Source organism: Bacillus sp. 3103sda1 (assembly GCF_024159135.1).
GTDB lineage: Bacteria > Bacillota > Bacilli > Bacillales > Bacillaceae_G > Bacillus_A > Bacillus_A rhizoplanae.
On the sequence record NZ_JAMYWS010000001.1, the window covers coordinates 134,014 to 151,398 of the forward strand.

Genomic DNA, 17,385 nt, shown 5'->3' on the forward strand with positions numbered 1-17,385 from the left:
TATGAAAGGAGGTCCCTTCATTGAATCGCCTTAAAGAGAAATTCCAAAAAGAAATTACTCCTGCTCTTATGAGCAAGTTTAACTATAAATCTGTAATGGAAGTACCGAAGATCGAAAAGATCGTAATCAACACTGGTGTTGGTGACGCGGTATCCAACTCTAAAGCATTAGACAGTGCTGTAGAAGAGTTAACACAAATCGCAGGTCAAAAACCTGTTGTAACTCGCGCTAAAAAATCTATCGCAGGATTCCGTCTTCGTGAGGGTATGCCTATCGGTGCAAAGGTTACTTTACGCGGCGAGCAAATGTATGAGTTCTTCGACAAATTAGTATCAGTTTCTTTACCACGTGTACGTGATTTCCGTGGTGTTTCTAAGAAATCTTTCGATGGTCGTGGTAACTACACATTAGGTGTTAAAGAGCAATTAATTTTCCCTGAGATTGATTATGATAAAGTAAGCAAAGTTCGTGGTATGGACATCGTAATCGTTACTACAGCGAAAACTGATGAAGAAGCTCGTGAACTATTAACACAATTCGGTATGCCATTCCAAAAATAATGGAAGCCAACGCTAAGTAGAGGAGGCGAAAACGTGGCTAAAAAATCTATGATTGCGAAACAAAAGCGTACTCCTAAGTTTAAAGTGCAAGATTATACACGTTGCGAGCGCTGCGGTCGTCCGCATTCTGTATACCGCAAATTTAAACTTTGCCGTATTTGTTTCCGTGAACTTGCATATAAAGGACAAATTCCTGGCGTTAAAAAAGCTAGTTGGTAATACCCACAAATGGGAAGGAGGTAAAACACATGGTGATGACAGATCCAATTGCAGATATGCTTACTCGCATCCGTAATGCGAACATGGTACGTCATGAGAAATTAGAAGTTCCTGCTTCTAAAATCAAAAAAGAAATCGCTGAAATCTTAAAACGTGAAGGTTTCATTCGTGATGTGGAATACATCGAGGATAACAAGCAAGGCATCCTTCGTATTTTCCTAAAATACGGTGTAAACAATGAGCGTGTAATCACTGGATTAAAGCGTATCAGTAAGCCTGGCTTACGCGTTTATGCAAAAGCTGATGAAGTACCACGTGTACTTAACGGATTAGGTATTGCACTTGTTTCTACATCTAAGGGAGTAATGACGGACAAAGACGCTCGTCAATTACAAACTGGTGGAGAAGTAGTAGCATACGTTTGGTAATTAATATTTAAACGAACGGAGGTGTGACCACATGTCTCGTATTGGTAAAAAGATTCTTGAAATCCCTGCAGGTGTTACAGTTACAGTAGCAGAAAATAATACTGTAACTGTAAAAGGACCTAAAGGTGAATTAACTCGTACTTTCAATGCTGATATGTCTATCAAGATTGAAGAAAATATCTTAACAGTAGAACGCCCTTCTGAACAGAAGGAACACCGTGCATTACACGGAACAACTCGTGCTCTTCTTGGAAACATGGTTGAAGGTGTAACAACAGGTTTCGCTCGCGGACTTGAATTAATCGGTGTTGGTTACCGTGCACAAAAACAAGGTGACAAACTTGTATTAAACGTAGGTTACTCTCACCCAGTTGAGATGACTCCAGAAGCTGGTCTTGAAGTTGAAGTTCCTGCTCCTACAAAGATCGTAATCAAAGGTATCGACAAGCAACGTGTTGGCGAATTCGCTGCTAACGTTCGCGCTGTACGTGCTCCAGAGCCATACAAAGGCAAAGGTATTCGTTACGAAGGCGAAGTTGTACGTCGTAAAGAAGGTAAAACTGCTAAGTAAACCCGTTAGGTGAAAGAAAGGAGTGACAAGAATGATCACTAAACCTGATAAAAATGCGGTTCGTAGGAAAAGACATGCACGTGTACGTGCAAAGCTTGCTGGTACTGCTGAGCGTCCACGTTTAAACGTGTTCCGTTCTAATCAACACATTTACGCTCAAGTAATTGATGATGTAAACGGTGTAACATTAGCAAGCGCGTCTACTCTTGATAAAGAACTTACTCTTAACGGTACAGGCAACACTGAAGCTGCTACTAAAGTTGGCGAATTAGTTGCTAAACGTGCTGTAGAGAAAGGCGTTAAAGAAGTAGTATTTGATCGCGGCGGTTACTTATACCATGGTCGTGTTAAAGCTTTAGCTGAAGCTGCTCGTGAGGCTGGCTTACAATTTTAATGGTCAAAGGAGGGAAAATAGATGCGTCGCATTGACCCAAGTAAATTTGAACTTGAAGAACGTGTAGTTACGATAAACCGTGTTGCGAAAGTTGTTAAGGGTGGTCGTCGTTTCCGCTTCGCTGCACTGGTTGTAGTTGGTGATAAAAACGGTCATGTTGGATTCGGTACTGGTAAAGCGCAAGAGGTACCAGATGCAATTCGCAAGGCTATCGAAGATGCTAAGAAAAACTTAATCGAAGTACCATTAGTTGGTACAACAATTCCACACGAAATTATCGGTCAATTTGGAGCGGGTGAAGTATTCTTAAAACCTGCTGCAGAAGGTACTGGAGTTATCGCTGGTGGTCCAGTTCGTGCGGTTCTTGAATTAGCTGGTGTACAAGATATTCTTTCTAAATCTCTTGGTTCTAACACACCAATTAACATGATCCGTGCTACTGTAAATGGATTAAAAGATCTTAAGCGTGCTGAAGATGTTGCAAAATTACGCGGTAAATCTGTAGAAGAGCTACTAGGTTAAGAAGGAGGGAAAACATAATGGCGAAAAAGTTAGAAATTACCCTCACTCGTAGTGTAATTGGTCGTCCACAAGATCAACGTGCGACTGTAGAAGCTTTAGGTCTTAAAAAGTTGAATTCAACTGTAGTTAAGGAAGAAACTCCTGCTATTCGCGGTATGATCAACAAAGTTTCTCACCTTGTAACTGTAAAAGAAGCTTAATGATAACTCATCAATATAAGGAGGTGCCTGGGAATGAAACTTCATGAATTACAACCTGCAGAAGGTTCTCGTAAAGTTCGTAACCGTGTAGGTCGTGGTATCGGTTCTGGTAACGGTAAAACTGCTGGAAAAGGTCATAAAGGACAAAACGCACGTTCTGGTGGCGGTGTTCGTCTTGGTTTTGAAGGCGGTCAAACTCCATTATTCCGTCGTTTACCAAAACGCGGCTTTACAAACATTAACCGTAAAGAGTTTGCTATCGTTAACTTAACAACGTTAAATCGTTTTGAAGACGGTACAGAAGTAACACCTGAATTATTGCTTGAGACTGGCGTTATCAGCAAATTAAATGACGGTGTTAAAATTCTTGCAAACGGTGCGGTAGAGAAAAAGCTTACTGTTAAAGCTCACAAGTTCTCTTCAACTGCAAAAGAAGCGATTGAAGCGGCTGGCGGAACAGTTGAGGTGATCTAATGTTTCGCACAATCTCCAACTTTATGCGCGTTGCTGAGATAAGAAATAAAATATTGTTCACTTTAGCGATGTTAATCGTGTTTCGGATTGGCACGTTCATCCCAGTGCCTCATACAAATGCAGATGTACTGAGAGCGCAAGACCAGTTGAATGTATTGGGTATTCTGAATACATTTGGCGGCGGAGCCTTGAAAAAATTCTCCATCTTTGCGATGGGAATCATGCCGTACATTACAGCATCCATCATCGTGCAATTATTGCAGATGGATGTTGTTCCTAAATTTACGGAATGGTCAAAACAAGGGGAAATGGGTCGTCGTAAGTTAAATCAGTTTACCCGCTACTTTACAATTGTTCTTGCTTTTATTCAAGCACTCGGTATGTCAATCGGTTTTAACGGTATGGCAGGTGGACAGTTAATTACGGATCCTAGCTGGTCAACATACTTATATATTGCTACGGTACTGACTGCCGGAACTGCATTTCTAATGTGGTTAGGTGAGCAGATTACGGCAAAGGGAGTAGGAAATGGTATTTCTATTATTATCTTTGCAGGTATTACCGCAGCTATCCCAAATACTATAAGTCAAGTGTATGCACAGCAGTTCCAAAATGCCGGAGATGACTTGTTCATTAGTATCGTAAAAGTTGGTTTAATTTTGTTAGCTGTGTTAGCGGTTATTGTTGGTGTTATTTACATTCAACAAGCTGTTAGAAAGATCCCGATTCAATATGCGAAGCGCGTAACTGGAAATGGTGGTTATACTGGAGCACAAAACACTCATTTACCACTTAAGGTAAATAGTGCTGGTGTTATTCCAGTAATTTTTGCTGTTTCATTCTTGATTACGCCTCCGACTATTGCACAGTTTTTCCCGAAATATGAAATATCGCAGTGGATTATTAAGAACTTTAACTATACTCATCCAGTGGGTATGACAATATATGTTGCACTAATTATTGCCTTTGCATATTTCTATGCATTTGTTCAAGTGAATCCTGAACAGATGGCTGAAAACTTGAATAAACAAGGTGGATATGTTCCTGGTATTCGTCCGGGTAAGAATACAGAACAATATTTAACAAAAATCTTGTATCGTTTGACCTTTGTAGGTGCAATTTTCTTAGCGGCAATTGCAATTCTACCTGTTTTATTTATTCAATTTGCAAACCTGCCACAATCTGCGCAGATTGGTGGAACAAGTTTGTTAATTGTTGTCGGTGTTGCTTTAGAGACAATGAAACAGCTCGAAAGTCAATTAGTGAGACGCCATTACAAAGGGTTTATCAAACAGTGAGTAAGTGGGAAGAGGCATCTTCCCTACATGCTCATTCATGAGGGGGAATACAGATGAACTTAATTTTAATGGGGCTTCCAGGTGCTGGTAAAGGTACACAAGCCGAAAAGATTGTTGCCAAGTATGACATCCCTCACATTTCAACAGGAGATATGTTTCGTGCTGCTATGAAAGATGAAACTGAACTTGGCTTACAAGCGAAGTCCTTTATTGATAAAGGAGCACTTGTACCAGATGAAGTTACAATCGGAATCGTGCGTGAGCGTTTGAGTCAAGAAGACTGCGTAAAAGGCTTCTTATTAGATGGTTTTCCGCGAACAGTTGCACAAGCTTCAGCTCTTGAAGAAATCATGAAAGATCTTGGCAAAAAGATTAATTATGTTTTAAACATTAATGTGGATTCAGGATTGTTGTTAAAACGTTTAACAGGTCGTCGCATTTGTAAAGAGTGCGGTGCGACTTACCACTTAGAATTCAATCCGCCAGCAAAAGAGGGCGTATGTGATAAATGTGGTGGCGAGTTATATCAGCGTTCTGATGACAATGAAGAAACTGTAGCAAATCGTTTAGAAGTGAATATTAAGCAAACAAAGCCGTTGCTTGATTTCTACGAAGAGCTTGGTTACTTAAAAAGCATTAATGGTGAGCAAGATATCGATAAAGTATTTGCTGATGTCGATCTTCTCATCGGAGGCTTAGCGTAATGATTATTTGCAAAACTCCTCGCGAAATCGAGATTATGCGAGAAGCTGGCAAGATTGTTGCTTTAACTCATCAAGAGTTAAAAAAGCATATTGCCCCAGGAATTACAACGAAAGAGCTCGATCAAATAGCGGAAAAAACGATTCTAAAATATGGCGGTTCGCCATCTTTTAAAGGATACAACGGATTTCCGGGAAGCATTTGTGCTTCGGTAAACGAAGAGCTTGTACACGGGATTCCAGGAAAGCGCAAGCTCCAAGAAGGCGATATTATTAGTATCGATATTGGTGCGAAATATAATGGATACCATGGAGATTCTGCATGGACGTATCCAGTAGGAAACATTTCCGAATCTGTTCAAAAGCTACTTGATGTCACAGAAAAATCGTTGTATCTTGGTTTAGAACAAGCAAAACCGGGCGAACGATTATCTAATGTTTCACATGCGATTCAAACGTATGTCGAAGATAATGGATTCTCGATCGTTAGGGAGTATGTCGGTCACGGAATCGGGCAAGACTTACATGAAGACCCACAAATCCCGCACTATGGTCCACCAAACCAAGGGCCTAGATTAAAACCGGGAATGGTCATTTGTGTTGAGCCGATGGTGAACCAAGGAAGACGATATGTAAAAACACTATCTGATGACTGGACAGTGGTAACGGTAGATGGTAAATGGTGTGCGCATTTTGAGCACACGATTGCTCTTACAGAAGCAGGATACGAAATCCTTACCACTTTATAGGTAGCTGGCTCTCCGGAATTTCAGAACAGTGTAGAATGTTACTGATTTGAAGAAGGGAGAACATTGAATGGCTAAAGATGATGTAATTGAAGTCGAAGGTACCGTTATTGAAACGTTGCCAAATGCTATGTTCAAAGTAGAATTAGAGAATGGGCATGTTGTGTTGGCTCACGTTTCTGGTAAAATCCGTATGAACTTCATTCGTATTTTACCAGGAGATAAAGTTACGGTAGAATTATCACCGTACGATTTAAATCGTGGTCGTATCACGTACCGCTTTAAATAATATAGCACTCCGTAATCTTTAAGGAGGTTCGAGACATGAAAGTAAGACCGTCAGTTAAGCCGATCTGCGAAAAATGTAAAGTTATTCGTAGACGTGGAAAAGTAATGGTTATTTGTGAAAACCCTAAACATAAACAAAAACAAGGTTAATCAGAAGGAGGTGCATTCGGAATGGCACGTATCGCAGGTGTAGATATTCCTCGTGACAAACGCGTTGTTATTTCTTTAACTTACGTATTCGGCATTGGTCGCACAACTGCTGAAAAAATTCTTGCTGAAGCTGGTGTTTCTGAAGAAACACGAGTTCGCGATTTAACTGAAGACGAATTAGGACGTATCCGTGATATCGTCGATCGTATCAAAGTTGAAGGAGACCTTCGTCGTGAAGTTTCTCTTAACATTAAACGTCTAATGGAGATCGGTTCTTACCGTGGTCTTCGTCACCGTCGTGGTTTACCAGTTCGTGGTCAAAACTCTAAAAACAATGCTCGTACACGTAAAGGTCCACGTCGTACAGTAGCAAATAAAAAGAAATAATAAGTAAAGGAGGTTGAACTAACAATGGCACGTAAAACAAACACTCGTAAAAAACGTGTGAAAAAGAATATTGAAGCTGGTATCGCTCATATTCGTTCTACTTTCAACAACACAATCGTAACTCTTACAGATACTCATGGTAACGCGCTTTCTTGGTCTAGTGCTGGTGCACTTGGTTTCCGTGGGTCTCGTAAATCTACTCCATTCGCTGCACAAATGGCTGCTGAAACTGCTGCTAAAGTTGCAATGGAGCATGGTTTAAAAACTTTAGAGGTTACTGTAAAAGGCCCTGGTGCTGGTCGTGAGGCTGCAATTCGTGCGCTTCAAGCTGCAGGTCTAGAAGTAACAGCAATTAGAGATGTTACTCCAGTACCTCATAATGGATGTCGTCCGCCAAAACGTCGTCGTGTATAATTTTTCTGTATAGATTTTTCCCTATTGTCTATAATGGATATGATGCATTATCGAGAAATTTCGTACAGAAACATCGCTTGTTGTGCACAATCGGGAACTGCCTAAGGGGGACTTTCGGTTAGACAGAGGTTTTTTCCTTTGTTTAGCCGAGGTTTCGACGTTTTGAAGGAGGGTTTAGTTAATGATTGAAATTGAAAAACCGAAAATCGAAACGGTTGAGCTTAACGAAGATGCTAAGTATGGTAAATTCGTTATTGAACCGCTTGAGCGTGGATATGGTACTACTTTGGGTAACTCCTTACGTCGTATCCTTTTATCCTCACTCCCTGGTGCCGCTGTTACTGCCATCCAAATCGATGGCGTATTACACGAATTTTCGACAGTTGAGGGTGTAGTAGAAGATGTTACAACGATCATCTTAAACTTGAAAAAGTTAGCTCTCAAAATCTACTCTGAAGAAGAGAAGACACTCGAAATCGATGTACAGGGCGAAGGTATTGTCACAGCTGCTGATATTACTCACGATAGTGATGTTGAAATCTTAAATCCAGATTTATACATTGCAACGTTAGCAAAGGATACGCATTTCCGCGTGCGTTTAACTGCAAAGCGTGGCCGTGGGTATACGCCAGCTGATGCAAATAAGAGCGAGGATCAACCAATAGGTGTAATTCCTATTGATTCTATTTATACTCCAGTATCACGTGTGACTTACCAAGTGGAAAAGACACGTGTTGGACAAGTGGCAAATTATGATAAGCTTACGCTTGATGTATGGACGGATGGAAGCATCGGGCCAAAAGAAGCTATCTCTTTAGGTGCCAAAATCTTAACAGAGCATTTAAACATCTTTGTTGGTTTAACTGACGAAGCGCAAAATGCTGAGATTATGGTCGAGAAGGAAGAAGATCAAAAAGAAAAAGTTCTAGAAATGACAATTGAAGAACTTGATCTTTCTGTTCGTTCTTATAATTGCTTAAAACGTGCAGGTATTAACACTGTACAAGAGCTTGCGAACAAAACAGAAGAAGATATGATGAAAGTTCGTAACTTAGGACGTAAATCCTTAGAAGAAGTTAAGCATAAGCTAGAAGAACTAGGTTTAGGCTTACGTAAAGACGACTGAGGATTTAAACTCATCAACAAAGGAGGGAACTACGAATGGCATACAGAAAATTAGGCCGTACAAGTGCGCAGCGTAAAGCTATGTTACGTGACTTAGCTACTGATTTAATTATCAACGAGCGCATCCAAACGACAGAAACTCGTGCAAAAGAACTTCGTTCTGTAGTGGAAAAAATGATCACTTTAGGTAAACGCGGAGATCTTCATGCTCGTCGTCAAGCAGCTTCTTACATTCGTAATGAAGTTGCTAATGCTGAGACTGGTCAAGATGCATTACAAAAATTATTCGCTGATGTAGCTCCACGCTATGCTGAGCGTCAAGGCGGATACACTCGTATTGCAAAAATTGGTCCACGTCGCGGTGACGCTGCACCAATGGTAATTATCGAGTTAGTATAATGACAAGCAAAAGGGCAGGACAGTACTTTTTAAGTAACTGGTCATGGCCCTTTTTTTTTAAGTATAGAAGAAAACGCTTATCCCGCTATTTGCGGGTAGTAAGACTCCCACCTCAAGAATCAGAGAGAAGCGGGGAAGCTAGGCGGGAGATAACTGCCCGTAAAAGCCCGATTAGTTCAACTAACCATCAGTGGGGGATGAAAAACCCCTCACTGATAGAAGTTTCACTTTATTCGGCTGAATAATGGAAGAGGGTGCCCACGAGTGAAAAAAGAGAAGCTTCGTGCTGAGAACATATCATTTCAATATCCTCAAGCTGCTTCTTACGCCCTGCATGACGTTTCATTCTCTTTATATGAAGGAGAATGGGTATCTGTTATTGGGCAAAATGGGTCAGGAAAATCCACGCTTGCAAAGTTATTAAATGGCTTGTTTTTACCATCAGCAGGAACAATTACTGTAAATGAAACTCTTGTTTTATCTGAAGAAACTGTATGGGATATTCGAAAACAGATTGGAATGGTTTTTCAAAACCCAGATAATCAATTTGTCGGAACAACTGTACAGGATGATGTTGTCTTTGGACTTGAGAATGCCGGAATACCCAGGGAGCTAATGGTAGAACGTATGAAGCACGCTTTGGAGCTCGTTCGAATGGAAGATTTTCAAAATGAAGAACCTCACTACTTATCGGGTGGACAAAAGCAGCGCGTTGCAATTGCAGGTGTATTAGCACTTCAGCCGTCTATTTTAGTATTAGATGAGGCAACATCTATGCTTGACCCACAAGGCCGTAAAGAAGTGGTAGAAACAGTAAGAGATCTTGTTCGTACGAAAGGAATTACAGTTCTTTCGATTACTCACGATTTAGAAGAAGCGGCGCAGTCAGATCGTATTATTATTTTAAATCGCGGAGAACTATTAGAAGAAGGAACACCTGAGCACATTTTTCAATCACCGAAAATGCTGCAAGAAATCGGTTTAGATGTGCCATTTTCAGTGAAAATGGCAGAATTATTGAAAAGCAATAAAATTCCTTTACAATCAATGCATCTTACAATGGAAAGTTTGGTGAGCGAACTTTGGAGATTACATTCCAAAAAGTAGAGCATCGTTATCAATATAAAACCCCATTTGAAAAACGTGCCCTTTACGATATAGATATTTCGCTTCCTAGTGGTGGCTATTATGCCATTATCGGTCATACAGGGTCGGGTAAGTCAACGATGATTCAACATTTAAATGGCTTATTGCAACCAACGAGTGGTACTGTTCAAATTGGGGAATATAGAATTTCATCTCAAAAAAAAGCGAAGAAATTAAAACCTCTTCGAAAAAAAGTAGGGGTTGTTTTTCAATTTCCAGAACATCAATTATTTGAAGAAACGGTAGAAAAAGATATTTGCTTTGGGCCTTCAAATTTTGGTGTATCTGAAGAAGCAGCGAAACAAAAAGCAAAAGATGCCATTCGATTGGTTGGTCTATCAGAAGAACTATTAGAACGATCTCCGTTTGAATTAAGCGGAGGACAAATGAGACGTGTTGCTATTGCTGGTGTATTAGCAATGGAGCCGGAGGTATTAGTATTAGATGAGCCAACGGCAGGACTTGATCCGAAGGGCCAGAATGAGCTTATGGAGATGTTTTATCATCTTCACAAGCAAAACAATCTTACGGTGATTCTTGTGACACATAATATGGAGGATGCTGCAAAATATGCAGACAACATTGTTGTCATGCATAAAGGAACGGTCTTTTTGCAAGGAACATCAGAAGAAGTCTTTACGTATGCAGATGAGCTTGAACAAATTGGTGTGTCTCTTCCGATGCCGCTGAAGTATAAGCGAGAAATTGAAGAGAAATTAGGCATTTCTATCCCGAAAGCCACCTTGTCTTTAGAAGATTTAGCAGATGAAGTCATACAACTGTTTAGAAAAGGTGGGGATTCATCATGCAGCAGTTAATTATTGGAAGATATGTTCCAGGAGAATCTGCCATTCATAGACTGGATCCTCGAACAAAACTGTTAATGGTCTTTTTATATGTATTTGTTGTATTTTTAGCAAATAATGCAATTTCATATGGCTTGCTATTTTTGTATGCACTCATTGCTTTGTTCTTTGCAAAAGTGCCGATTCGCTATGTTCTTTCTGGATTAAAACCTGTTTTATGGATTTTCTTATTCACTTTCTTTCTGCATATTTTTACAACAAAAGAAGGTGCTGTACTCGTTCAATTTGGATGGTTTTCTATATATGAGAAAGGGTTGGAGCAGGGAATTTATATTTCCATTCGTTTTTTGGTCATTATTTTAATGACCACTCTATTAACGTTAACAACAACGCCAATTGAAATTACAGATGGTATGGAAACGCTGTTGCATCCTTTAAAACGTATAAAAGTTCCTGTTCATGAAATTGCACTTATGATGTCTATTTCACTGCGCTTTATTCCAACTTTGATGGATGAAACGAGTAAAATTATGAAAGCACAAGCTTCTCGTGGTATAGACTTTGCAGGTGGTCCAATGAAAGATAGGTTGAAAGCGATTATCTCGTTACTTGTACCACTATTTATTAGTGCGTTTAAACGTGCAGAAGACTTAGCGATTGCTATGGAAGCACGAGGTTATCAAAGCAACGGATACCGTACGAAATTCCGGCAGCTAGAATGGAAATGGATCGATACATTAACACTCTTAAGCCTATTTGGTTTAGCGTGTATTTTAATTTTAGTTCGATCGTAATGGAGAGTATGAATATGGAAAGAATAAAATGCACAGTTTCGTATGATGGAATTAACTTTTGCGGATATCAAATTCAACCGAATCAACGTACTGTTCAACAAGAAATAGAGAAAGCCTTGCAAAAGGTGCATAAAGGGGAAGCTGTTCGTGTACAAGCGTCAGGAAGAACAGATTCCACTGTCCATGCCAAAGGCCAAGTCATTCATTTTGATACACCACTATCATTAACAGGAGAGCAATGGATGGCAGCTTTAAATACAATGCTGCCAGATGATATTGCTGTGGAGCAGGCTGAGCAAAAAACTTTAGATTTTCACGCACGATATGGTGTTGTAAAAAAGGAATATCGCTATCGTGTATTATTATCTAAAAAAGCTGATGTATTCCGTAGAAATTACGTATATCAGTATCCATATGCATTAGAAGTAGAATCCATCCGAAAAGCAATTCCTTATTTTATTGGAACGCATGATTTTACTTCATTTTGTTCGGCAAAAACTGATAAAAAGGATAAAGTGCGAACAATTTATGAAATAGATTTAATAGAACAAGGTGATGAGCTAGTCTTTCGTTTTGTTGGAAATGGTTTTTTATATAACATGGTTCGAATTATTGTTGGTACGCTGCTTAGCGTCGGTAAAGGAAAGATTGCTCCTGAAAGCATTCCAGATATTTTTAAAAAACAAGACCGCCGTTTTGCTGGGAAGATGGTACCGGGGCAAGGCCTTTATTTATGGCAGGTAAACTATAACAACTAATCCTGGTGTAACATTTGCTTGACATTAGAAACTCAAAAGGATATCATAACATATGGTATTGTTTCTAAGACCACGATTAGCCCCGGAAGGAAATCGTGTTTAAGATAAACAATAGAATTTTTTCTATGAAAAGATATTGAGTAGGAGGGAAACAAATGCGTACGACTTTTATGGCAAAAGCTAACGAAGTTGAGCGTAAATGGTATGTGGTTGATGCTGAAGATAAAACTTTAGGTCGCCTTGCTACTGAAGTAGCATCCATTTTACGCGGTAAAAACAAACCAACATTTACACCACATATTGATACTGGTGATCATGTAATTATTATTAACGCTGAGAAAGTTCACTTAACAGGTAATAAATTAAACGATAAAATTTACTACCGTCACACAAATCACCCAGGTGGACTTAAACAAAGAACAGCTCTAGAAATGCGTACAAACTACCCTGTACAAATGTTAGAGCTTGCTATTAAAGGCATGCTTCCAAAAGGACGTTTAGGACGTCAAATGTCTAAAAAGTTAAATGTGTATGCTGGATCTGAGCATCCACACCAAGCACAAAAACCAGAAGTTTACGAACTTCGCGGATAATTAATTAAAGGAGGGCTTAATTTGGCACAGGTACAATACAATGGTACTGGACGTCGTAAGAGTTCAGTAGCACGCGTACGCCTAGTTCCAGGCGAAGGACGCGTTATCATTAACGGTCGTGATTTTGAAAACTATATCCCATTTGCTGCATTACGTGAAGTAGTGAAACAACCTCTAGTTGCAACAGAAACTTTAGGTAACTACGATGTACTTGTAAACGTACATGGTGGTGGATACACTGGTCAAGCTGGTGCTATCCGTCACGGTATTTCTCGCGCTTTATTAAAAGCTGATCCAGAATACCGTTTAACATTAAAACGTGCAGGTCTATTAACTCGTGACGCACGTATGAAAGAGCGTAAAAAATACGGTCTTAAAGGTGCTCGTCGTGCACCTCAGTTCTCAAAACGTTAATTTTTGCGAACTTCAAACCTCAGCCTTTTGGCTGGGGTTTTTTTATTATGTTCGTAAACATCTTTTATTAGCATCCTCTTCTTTGGAATATTTTAGTGTTGCCTTCTTGTGTATGCTTCCTACTGAGAAGTTTAGACTAATACGTACATAGGGAGGTTTTAAGTACTATGAATGTTATTGTAAGCCTGAAAGAAAAACAAAGAGAAAAGCAGCTGAAGTATGAACGTAAAATACTGCGAGAATTATCCTTACAAACACTCAGAGAAAATATTCGTGATTGCTTTTTTATGGATACATTCCATCGTCATTATGAGGATTATTGTATAGAGGTAGGTATTGAGTCCTATTTATTAGGAGCTAGGTATAGTAAGTTTGGTTATTATGGAGAATCACTTTTAGATGTGAAAAGCAGGTCGTCTCATGAAGAAGTTCAATTAACAGAAATGCTGTTTCATTTTTTGACAAGTGTTCTTTTGCATACTTTAGAAGAAAATGAAGATGAGCAGTTATATCAATTGTGCCAGCGCTTTATTAATGCTTGGTGGCAACAAGGATATGAAAAGGGTGAGAGAAGATATCGCATGAAGCTGCATTAAGAAAATCATAAACTTTCCTCTTGTCCCATATAAGTAAGTAGAGGGACTAGCTAGAGGGGGAAAGGTATGAAAAGAATTCGGATTATTTCTTTTATGTTAGCAGCGGTTGTACTCTTTTTCTTAGTAAGGCAGGATTTTCAAATTACAAAATCGTGGAGAGCGTGGAACTTGCCTTTGTCTGGAAAAATTATTGTATTAGACGCTGGTCATGGTGGCCCGGATGGAGGGGCAGTTGGCGGGGGAGATATTGTTGAAAAAGATATTACACTGGAAATTACAAAAAAAGTGCGAGATTATTTACAAGAACAAGGAGCGCTCGTTATTTTGACACGCAATGGAGACTATGATTTAGCAGACAAAAGCACCAAGGGATATAGTCGCCGCAAAGCAGAGGACTTAAAAAAACGTGTTGATATCATTAATAAGTCTGATGTTGACTTTTTTGTTAGTGTGCATTTGAATGCCCTCCCAAGTGGTGATTCGAAAGGAGCACAAACATTTTATTATCGTTCTTTAGTAGAAAATGAGCGAGCAGCAAAATTTATTCAAGCTGAATTACGAACAAGTCTCGAGAATACGAAGCGTTCGGCAAAAACAATTTCTCGTGTTTATTTATTGAAGCATGCGAAAACACCGGGTGTATTAGTTGAAGCTGGCTTTTTATCCAATGTAAACGAAAGATATTTATTAAACTCAGAGAAATATCAGCAAAAAGTTTCTGCTGCTATATATCGTGGGATATTGCGATATTTTACTGAGAAAGGAAACCCTCCCGATTAAGGGAGGGTCTTCTTTGTAACGGAGTTTTCCGAAAATATGCTATACTTACAATGAAAACGCATTTATTTTGTTCTAATGAGTTATTACACGCTTGTAAGAACTCAATTTAAATTACTTTATCTTATTTTTATAACAGGGGGCGGGACAGGTTATGGTAACGAAAGAACAAGTAGTGGGAGCACTTGAAGGGATTGTAGATCCGTTTCTAAATAAAACATTAAAAGAAACAAATGCTATTAAAGAAGTCACCGTGAAACCGGAAAAAGAACATGTGAGTATTAAAATTGCAATTGTGAAAACAGGAACAGCCGAACAAATGCAGCTGCAAGGAGCAATTGTGAAATTAGTGAAAGAACTAGGAGCAGCAACAGTTGGTTTACGCTTTACGGAATTTACCGAAGAGGAACAATTGCAATTTGCTCCGCAAGAAGAGCAGAGTGAATCTTTATTATCACCGCATTCAAAAACAACTTTCCTAGCAGTAGCAAGTGGAAAAGGCGGAGTTGGAAAATCGACTGTTTCTGTAAACTTAGCGATTTCTCTTGCTAGATTAGGAAAAAAGGTTGGAATCGTTGATGCTGATATATACGGATTTAGTGTGCCGGATATGATGGGGATTGAAAAACGGCCTGTTGTACGTGGTGATAAAATCATTCCGGTAGAGCGTTTTGGTGTAAAAGTTATTTCGATGGGATTTTTCGTAGAAGACAATGCACCTGTTATTTGGAGAGGCCCAATGCTTGGGAAAATGTTAAATCATTTCTTCACAGAAGTAGAGTGGGGTGATTTAGATTACTTAGTGTTAGATTTGCCTCCTGGTACAGGTGATGTAGCATTAGATGTACATTCTATGCTTCCGTCTTGTAAGGAAATTATTGTGACAACGCCTCATCCAACAGCGGCGTTTGTAGCTGCTAGAGCTGGTGCAATGGCACTTCGCACAGAGCATGAGATTATTGGTGTTGTGGAAAATATGTCTTATTTTGAAAGTAAAGTGACTGGTGAAAAAGAATATGTCTTTGGTAAAGGTGGAGGAGAAAAGTTAGCGGCAGACCTACAGACAGTAGTACTTGGGCAAATTCCGCTCCAGCAGCCAGATTGGAATGCAGAAGAATTTGCTCCATCCGTATACGATGAGGAGCATAACACTGGAGTAATCTATAAACAAATTGCTAAGCAAGTAATTGAGAGAGCGGCAATTGAACAAAAATAACCCTCAGTACGAGGGCTATTTTTGTTCTTTTTTTCCTTCTTCTGATCCGCCTTCTTTTTTCTGCTCACCGCCACTTTTCTGAGCCTTTTCAACACCTTTACTAATAATATCTATCATTTTTGCTTGGAATAGTGGACTTTCGGCAGTTTCAGTTAAGACTTGCTGTAAATATTGACGATACTCTTTACTTTTCATTGTTTGCATCATGATTTTTCCAACTTCCGGATTTTTCATGATCTCTATAACACCTGCTTGATACTCAGGATCTTTTAATAATGTTTTCATTAAACTTGTTTGTTCTTTCTCCATGCTTTTTGCAAACTTAGCAGCAAACTCCGGATCTTTGAATAATTTTTCCCAAAATTGTTGCCCTTTCTCTGATAGCATAGTATCTTCAATCGTTTTTTTCACTACAGATTCATCTAAAATAAGAGCTTGTTTCATTTTTTCATCGGTTAGTACATCTTGGATTGCTTTTTTGCCTTCATCCGTTTTTAAGATATCAATAATCATTTTTTTCGTTTGATCATAATCTAATTGGGATTTCGCTTCTTTTTCTTGTGCACATGCAACTATTCCGATAAAAAGGATAAAAGAGACCAAAATGAGCAGAATCCGTTTCATCAGCCGGGACTCCTTTCGCATATTTCTCTTTTTTAATATAAATATCTTGAAGGAATTTATACATATTGATAGCTAGCTTTTTAAAAATGACATTGTTACAATTTAAGTAAAAATATATAGATAATGGGGGATATGTCTGTGAATAGCCGAAAATGGGTACGACTCTTTTTGACGACATTGTTTCTTGGGGGAAGCAGTACAATCTTTATCGGTTTTATTTTAGGGTGGGACAAGTATAATAAATTTTTTCAAAATTTCGACGGAAAGGAAATTTTAATGATTTCTTTTTGGTTGCTTGGGATAGGTTTTATTTTTAGTGTCATTAGTCAGATGGGTTTCTTTGCGTATTTAACAATTCACCGGTTTGGACTAGGGATGTTTCGCTCTCCATCTCTTTGGAATGCAATACAAATTTTCTTAATTGCATTTGTATTATTTGATTTTGTATATTTGCGCTCTGTATTGATTGCAAATGGGAATGAATCACTTGGGATGAATATTTTAGTTGCTGGGACTCTCTTTGTATTTGGAGCAATTGTTGCTTACATAAAAAGTAAAGAGACGAATAAGAAAGCTTTTGTCCCGGCCCTATTCTTTATGATTGTTGTGACTGTTATTGAATGGGTTCCAGCGCTGCGGGTCAATGATACAAATTGGTTATACTTAATGGTTGTGCCGTTGTTGCTATGCAATGCGTATCAAGTTCTAATGTTACATCGTTTAATAGGACAAAAAAGCTGATTCCTATATTGGAATCAGCTTTTATTTTGTTTAATGGACAGTAA

General features: G+C 39.0%; 28 protein-coding genes. 27 read left to right on the top strand and 1 reads right to left on the bottom strand.

From position 1 onward, the window contains the following. Window positions 1-20: 20 nt before the first annotated feature. The 26 genes from rplE to NKR74_RS00855 all read left to right on the top strand — a co-directional run bounded on the left by rplE (window position 21) and on the right by NKR74_RS00855 (window position 15,976). On the top strand, window positions 21-560 hold the full coding sequence (gene rplE, locus NKR74_RS00730; RefSeq protein ID WP_020062301.1) for a 50S ribosomal protein L5: 540 nt from the start codon (window positions 21-23) through the stop codon (window positions 558-560). Between the two features lie 33 nt (window positions 561-593). Beyond that, the gene (gene rpsN, locus NKR74_RS00735) at window positions 594-779 is read left to right on the top strand and encodes a 30S ribosomal protein S14 (protein ID WP_020062302.1); all 186 of its coding nucleotides are present in this window, start codon (window positions 594-596) and stop codon (window positions 777-779) included. A 29-nt stretch (window positions 780-808) separates the two neighbouring features. Further along, on the top strand, window positions 809-1,207 hold the full coding sequence (gene rpsH / locus NKR74_RS00740) for a 30S ribosomal protein S8 (RefSeq protein WP_020062303.1): 399 nt from the start codon (window positions 809-811) through the stop codon (window positions 1,205-1,207). Between the two features lie 31 nt (window positions 1,208-1,238). Continuing rightward, the gene (rplF, locus tag NKR74_RS00745) at window positions 1,239-1,778 is read left to right on the top strand and encodes a 50S ribosomal protein L6 (RefSeq protein ID WP_154710860.1); all 540 of its coding nucleotides are present in this window, start codon (window positions 1,239-1,241) and stop codon (window positions 1,776-1,778) included. 31 nt (window positions 1,779-1,809) lie between these two features. Next, window positions 1,810-2,172, top strand: coding sequence for a 50S ribosomal protein L18 (gene rplR / locus NKR74_RS00750; RefSeq protein ID WP_098310005.1), 363 nt, complete (start codon window positions 1,810-1,812; stop codon window positions 2,170-2,172). A gap of 21 nt (window positions 2,173-2,193) precedes the next feature. Next, window positions 2,194-2,694: a 30S ribosomal protein S5 gene (gene rpsE, locus NKR74_RS00755; protein WP_154710862.1), complete on the top strand. Its 501-nt coding sequence runs from the start codon at window positions 2,194-2,196 to the stop codon at window positions 2,692-2,694. 17 nt (window positions 2,695-2,711) lie between these two features. After that, complete coding sequence (gene rpmD, locus NKR74_RS00760) at window positions 2,712-2,894, top strand: 50S ribosomal protein L30 (protein ID WP_020062307.1); 183 nt, start codon at window positions 2,712-2,714, stop codon at window positions 2,892-2,894. Between the two features lie 33 nt (window positions 2,895-2,927). Next, window positions 2,928-3,368: a 50S ribosomal protein L15 gene (gene rplO, locus NKR74_RS00765; protein ID WP_098310007.1), complete on the top strand. Its 441-nt coding sequence runs from the start codon at window positions 2,928-2,930 to the stop codon at window positions 3,366-3,368. After that, window positions 3,368-4,666 (top strand): preprotein translocase subunit SecY, encoded by a 1,299-nt coding sequence (secY, locus tag NKR74_RS00770; protein ID WP_098310008.1) that lies wholly within the window; start codon window positions 3,368-3,370, stop codon window positions 4,664-4,666. The genes rplO and secY overlap by 1 nt, the downstream gene beginning before the upstream one ends. Before the next feature lie 53 nt (window positions 4,667-4,719). Further along, the gene (locus NKR74_RS00775; protein WP_098310009.1) at window positions 4,720-5,370 is read left to right on the top strand and encodes an adenylate kinase; all 651 of its coding nucleotides are present in this window, start codon (window positions 4,720-4,722) and stop codon (window positions 5,368-5,370) included. Further along, window positions 5,370-6,116, top strand: a complete 747-nt coding sequence (map, locus tag NKR74_RS00780; protein WP_098310010.1) for a type I methionyl aminopeptidase — start codon at window positions 5,370-5,372, stop codon at window positions 6,114-6,116. The genes NKR74_RS00775 and map overlap by 1 nt, the downstream gene beginning before the upstream one ends. Window positions 6,117-6,183: 67 nt before the next feature. Next, a complete protein-coding gene (gene infA, locus NKR74_RS00785; RefSeq protein WP_020062312.1) occupies window positions 6,184-6,402 on the top strand; it encodes a translation initiation factor IF-1 in 219 nt (72 codons plus the stop codon). Between the two features lie 35 nt (window positions 6,403-6,437). Continuing rightward, entirely contained in the window at window positions 6,438-6,551 is a 114-nt protein-coding gene (gene rpmJ, locus NKR74_RS00790; RefSeq protein WP_000868344.1) for a 50S ribosomal protein L36, read from the top strand. 21 nt (window positions 6,552-6,572) lie between these two features. After that, the gene (gene rpsM, locus NKR74_RS00795) at window positions 6,573-6,938 is read left to right on the top strand and encodes a 30S ribosomal protein S13 (RefSeq protein WP_035433696.1); all 366 of its coding nucleotides are present in this window, start codon (window positions 6,573-6,575) and stop codon (window positions 6,936-6,938) included. A gap of 24 nt (window positions 6,939-6,962) precedes the next feature. Next, window positions 6,963-7,352, top strand: coding sequence for a 30S ribosomal protein S11 (rpsK, locus tag NKR74_RS00800; protein WP_003194384.1), 390 nt, complete (start codon window positions 6,963-6,965; stop codon window positions 7,350-7,352). 181 nt (window positions 7,353-7,533) lie between these two features. After that, entirely contained in the window at window positions 7,534-8,478 is a 945-nt protein-coding gene (locus tag NKR74_RS00805) for a DNA-directed RNA polymerase subunit alpha (protein ID WP_253628364.1), read from the top strand. 35 nt (window positions 8,479-8,513) lie between these two features. After that, window positions 8,514-8,876 (top strand): 50S ribosomal protein L17, encoded by a 363-nt coding sequence (rplQ, locus tag NKR74_RS00810; protein ID WP_098310011.1) that lies wholly within the window; start codon window positions 8,514-8,516, stop codon window positions 8,874-8,876. A 264-nt stretch (window positions 8,877-9,140) separates the two neighbouring features. After that, a complete protein-coding gene (locus NKR74_RS00815) occupies window positions 9,141-9,983 on the top strand; it encodes an energy-coupling factor ABC transporter ATP-binding protein (RefSeq protein ID WP_098310013.1) in 843 nt (280 codons plus the stop codon). Continuing rightward, on the top strand, window positions 9,959-10,840 hold the full coding sequence (locus tag NKR74_RS00820; RefSeq protein ID WP_098310014.1) for an energy-coupling factor ABC transporter ATP-binding protein: 882 nt from the start codon (window positions 9,959-9,961) through the stop codon (window positions 10,838-10,840). The genes NKR74_RS00815 and NKR74_RS00820 overlap by 25 nt, the downstream gene beginning before the upstream one ends. Next, a complete protein-coding gene (locus NKR74_RS00825) occupies window positions 10,828-11,622 on the top strand; it encodes an energy-coupling factor transporter transmembrane component T family protein (RefSeq protein ID WP_253628365.1) in 795 nt (264 codons plus the stop codon). Before NKR74_RS00820 ends, NKR74_RS00825 begins: the two co-directional genes overlap by 13 nt. 14 nt (window positions 11,623-11,636) lie before the next feature. After that, window positions 11,637-12,380 (top strand): tRNA pseudouridine(38-40) synthase TruA, encoded by a 744-nt coding sequence (gene truA / locus NKR74_RS00830; RefSeq protein WP_098310016.1) that lies wholly within the window; start codon window positions 11,637-11,639, stop codon window positions 12,378-12,380. A 155-nt stretch (window positions 12,381-12,535) separates the two neighbouring features. Further along, window positions 12,536-12,973, top strand: coding sequence for a 50S ribosomal protein L13 (gene rplM / locus NKR74_RS00835; protein ID WP_098310017.1), 438 nt, complete (start codon window positions 12,536-12,538; stop codon window positions 12,971-12,973). Window positions 12,974-12,994: 21 nt separating this feature from the next. After that, window positions 12,995-13,387: a 30S ribosomal protein S9 gene (gene rpsI, locus NKR74_RS00840; protein WP_020063209.1), complete on the top strand. Its 393-nt coding sequence runs from the start codon at window positions 12,995-12,997 to the stop codon at window positions 13,385-13,387. Between the two features lie 167 nt (window positions 13,388-13,554). Continuing rightward, window positions 13,555-13,983 carry a DUF2521 family protein gene (locus tag NKR74_RS00845; RefSeq protein ID WP_098310018.1) on the top strand — a complete coding sequence of 143 codons (429 nt, stop codon included), beginning with the start codon at window positions 13,555-13,557 and terminating at the stop codon, window positions 13,981-13,983. Window positions 13,984-14,049: 66 nt separating this feature from the next. Further along, window positions 14,050-14,763 carry an N-acetylmuramoyl-L-alanine amidase CwlD gene (gene cwlD, locus NKR74_RS00850; protein ID WP_098310019.1) on the top strand — a complete coding sequence of 238 codons (714 nt, stop codon included), beginning with the start codon at window positions 14,050-14,052 and terminating at the stop codon, window positions 14,761-14,763. Window positions 14,764-14,914: 151 nt separating this feature from the next. Further along, entirely contained in the window at window positions 14,915-15,976 is a 1,062-nt protein-coding gene (locus NKR74_RS00855; RefSeq protein ID WP_253628366.1) for an Mrp/NBP35 family ATP-binding protein, read from the top strand. A gap of 15 nt (window positions 15,977-15,991) precedes the next feature. Here the strand turns inward: NKR74_RS00855 and gerD are convergent, their stop codons facing one another. Further along, window positions 15,992-16,600, bottom strand: a complete 609-nt coding sequence (gerD, locus tag NKR74_RS00860) for a spore germination lipoprotein GerD (protein ID WP_098310021.1) — start codon at window positions 16,598-16,600, stop codon at window positions 15,992-15,994. A 138-nt stretch (window positions 16,601-16,738) separates the two neighbouring features. Here gerD and NKR74_RS00865 point away from each other — a divergent pair, with 138 nt between their 5' ends. After that, window positions 16,739-17,341 carry a KinB-signaling pathway activation protein gene (locus NKR74_RS00865; protein ID WP_098310022.1) on the top strand — a complete coding sequence of 201 codons (603 nt, stop codon included), beginning with the start codon at window positions 16,739-16,741 and terminating at the stop codon, window positions 17,339-17,341. The last annotated feature ends 44 nt before the right edge of the window (window positions 17,342-17,385 follow it).

Coding starts and splice junctions, on each gene's coding strand:
- secY (WP_098310008.1), top strand. CDS start 3,368: ATGTTTCGCACAATCTCCAACTTTATGCGCGTTGCTGAGATAAGAAAT.
- infA (WP_020062312.1), top strand. CDS start 6,184: ATGGCTAAAGATGATGTAATTGAAGTCGAAGGTACCGTTATTGAAACG.
- truA (WP_098310016.1), top strand. CDS start 11,637: ATGGAAAGAATAAAATGCACAGTTTCGTATGATGGAATTAACTTTTGC.
- gerD (WP_098310021.1), bottom strand. CDS start 16,600: ATGAAACGGATTCTGCTCATTTTGGTCTCTTTTATCCTTTTTATCGGA.
- NKR74_RS00825 (WP_253628365.1), top strand. CDS start 10,828: ATGCAGCAGTTAATTATTGGAAGATATGTTCCAGGAGAATCTGCCATT.
- rpsM (WP_035433696.1), top strand. CDS start 6,573: ATGGCACGTATCGCAGGTGTAGATATTCCTCGTGACAAACGCGTTGTT.
- rpsK (WP_003194384.1), top strand. CDS start 6,963: ATGGCACGTAAAACAAACACTCGTAAAAAACGTGTGAAAAAGAATATT.
- NKR74_RS00845 (WP_098310018.1), top strand. CDS start 13,555: ATGAATGTTATTGTAAGCCTGAAAGAAAAACAAAGAGAAAAGCAGCTG.
- cwlD (WP_098310019.1), top strand. CDS start 14,050: ATGAAAAGAATTCGGATTATTTCTTTTATGTTAGCAGCGGTTGTACTC.
- NKR74_RS00855 (WP_253628366.1), top strand. CDS start 14,915: ATGGTAACGAAAGAACAAGTAGTGGGAGCACTTGAAGGGATTGTAGAT.
- rpsE (WP_154710862.1), top strand. CDS start 2,194: ATGCGTCGCATTGACCCAAGTAAATTTGAACTTGAAGAACGTGTAGTT.
- rplR (WP_098310005.1), top strand. CDS start 1,810: ATGATCACTAAACCTGATAAAAATGCGGTTCGTAGGAAAAGACATGCA.
- NKR74_RS00775 (WP_098310009.1), top strand. CDS start 4,720: ATGAACTTAATTTTAATGGGGCTTCCAGGTGCTGGTAAAGGTACACAA.
- rpmD (WP_020062307.1), top strand. CDS start 2,712: ATGGCGAAAAAGTTAGAAATTACCCTCACTCGTAGTGTAATTGGTCGT.
- rplO (WP_098310007.1), top strand. CDS start 2,928: ATGAAACTTCATGAATTACAACCTGCAGAAGGTTCTCGTAAAGTTCGT.
- rplM (WP_098310017.1), top strand. CDS start 12,536: ATGCGTACGACTTTTATGGCAAAAGCTAACGAAGTTGAGCGTAAATGG.
- rplQ (WP_098310011.1), top strand. CDS start 8,514: ATGGCATACAGAAAATTAGGCCGTACAAGTGCGCAGCGTAAAGCTATG.
- rplF (WP_154710860.1), top strand. CDS start 1,239: ATGTCTCGTATTGGTAAAAAGATTCTTGAAATCCCTGCAGGTGTTACA.
- map (WP_098310010.1), top strand. CDS start 5,370: ATGATTATTTGCAAAACTCCTCGCGAAATCGAGATTATGCGAGAAGCT.
- rpmJ (WP_000868344.1), top strand. CDS start 6,438: ATGAAAGTAAGACCGTCAGTTAAGCCGATCTGCGAAAAATGTAAAGTT.
- NKR74_RS00805 (WP_253628364.1), top strand. CDS start 7,534: ATGATTGAAATTGAAAAACCGAAAATCGAAACGGTTGAGCTTAACGAA.
- rpsH (WP_020062303.1), top strand. CDS start 809: ATGGTGATGACAGATCCAATTGCAGATATGCTTACTCGCATCCGTAAT.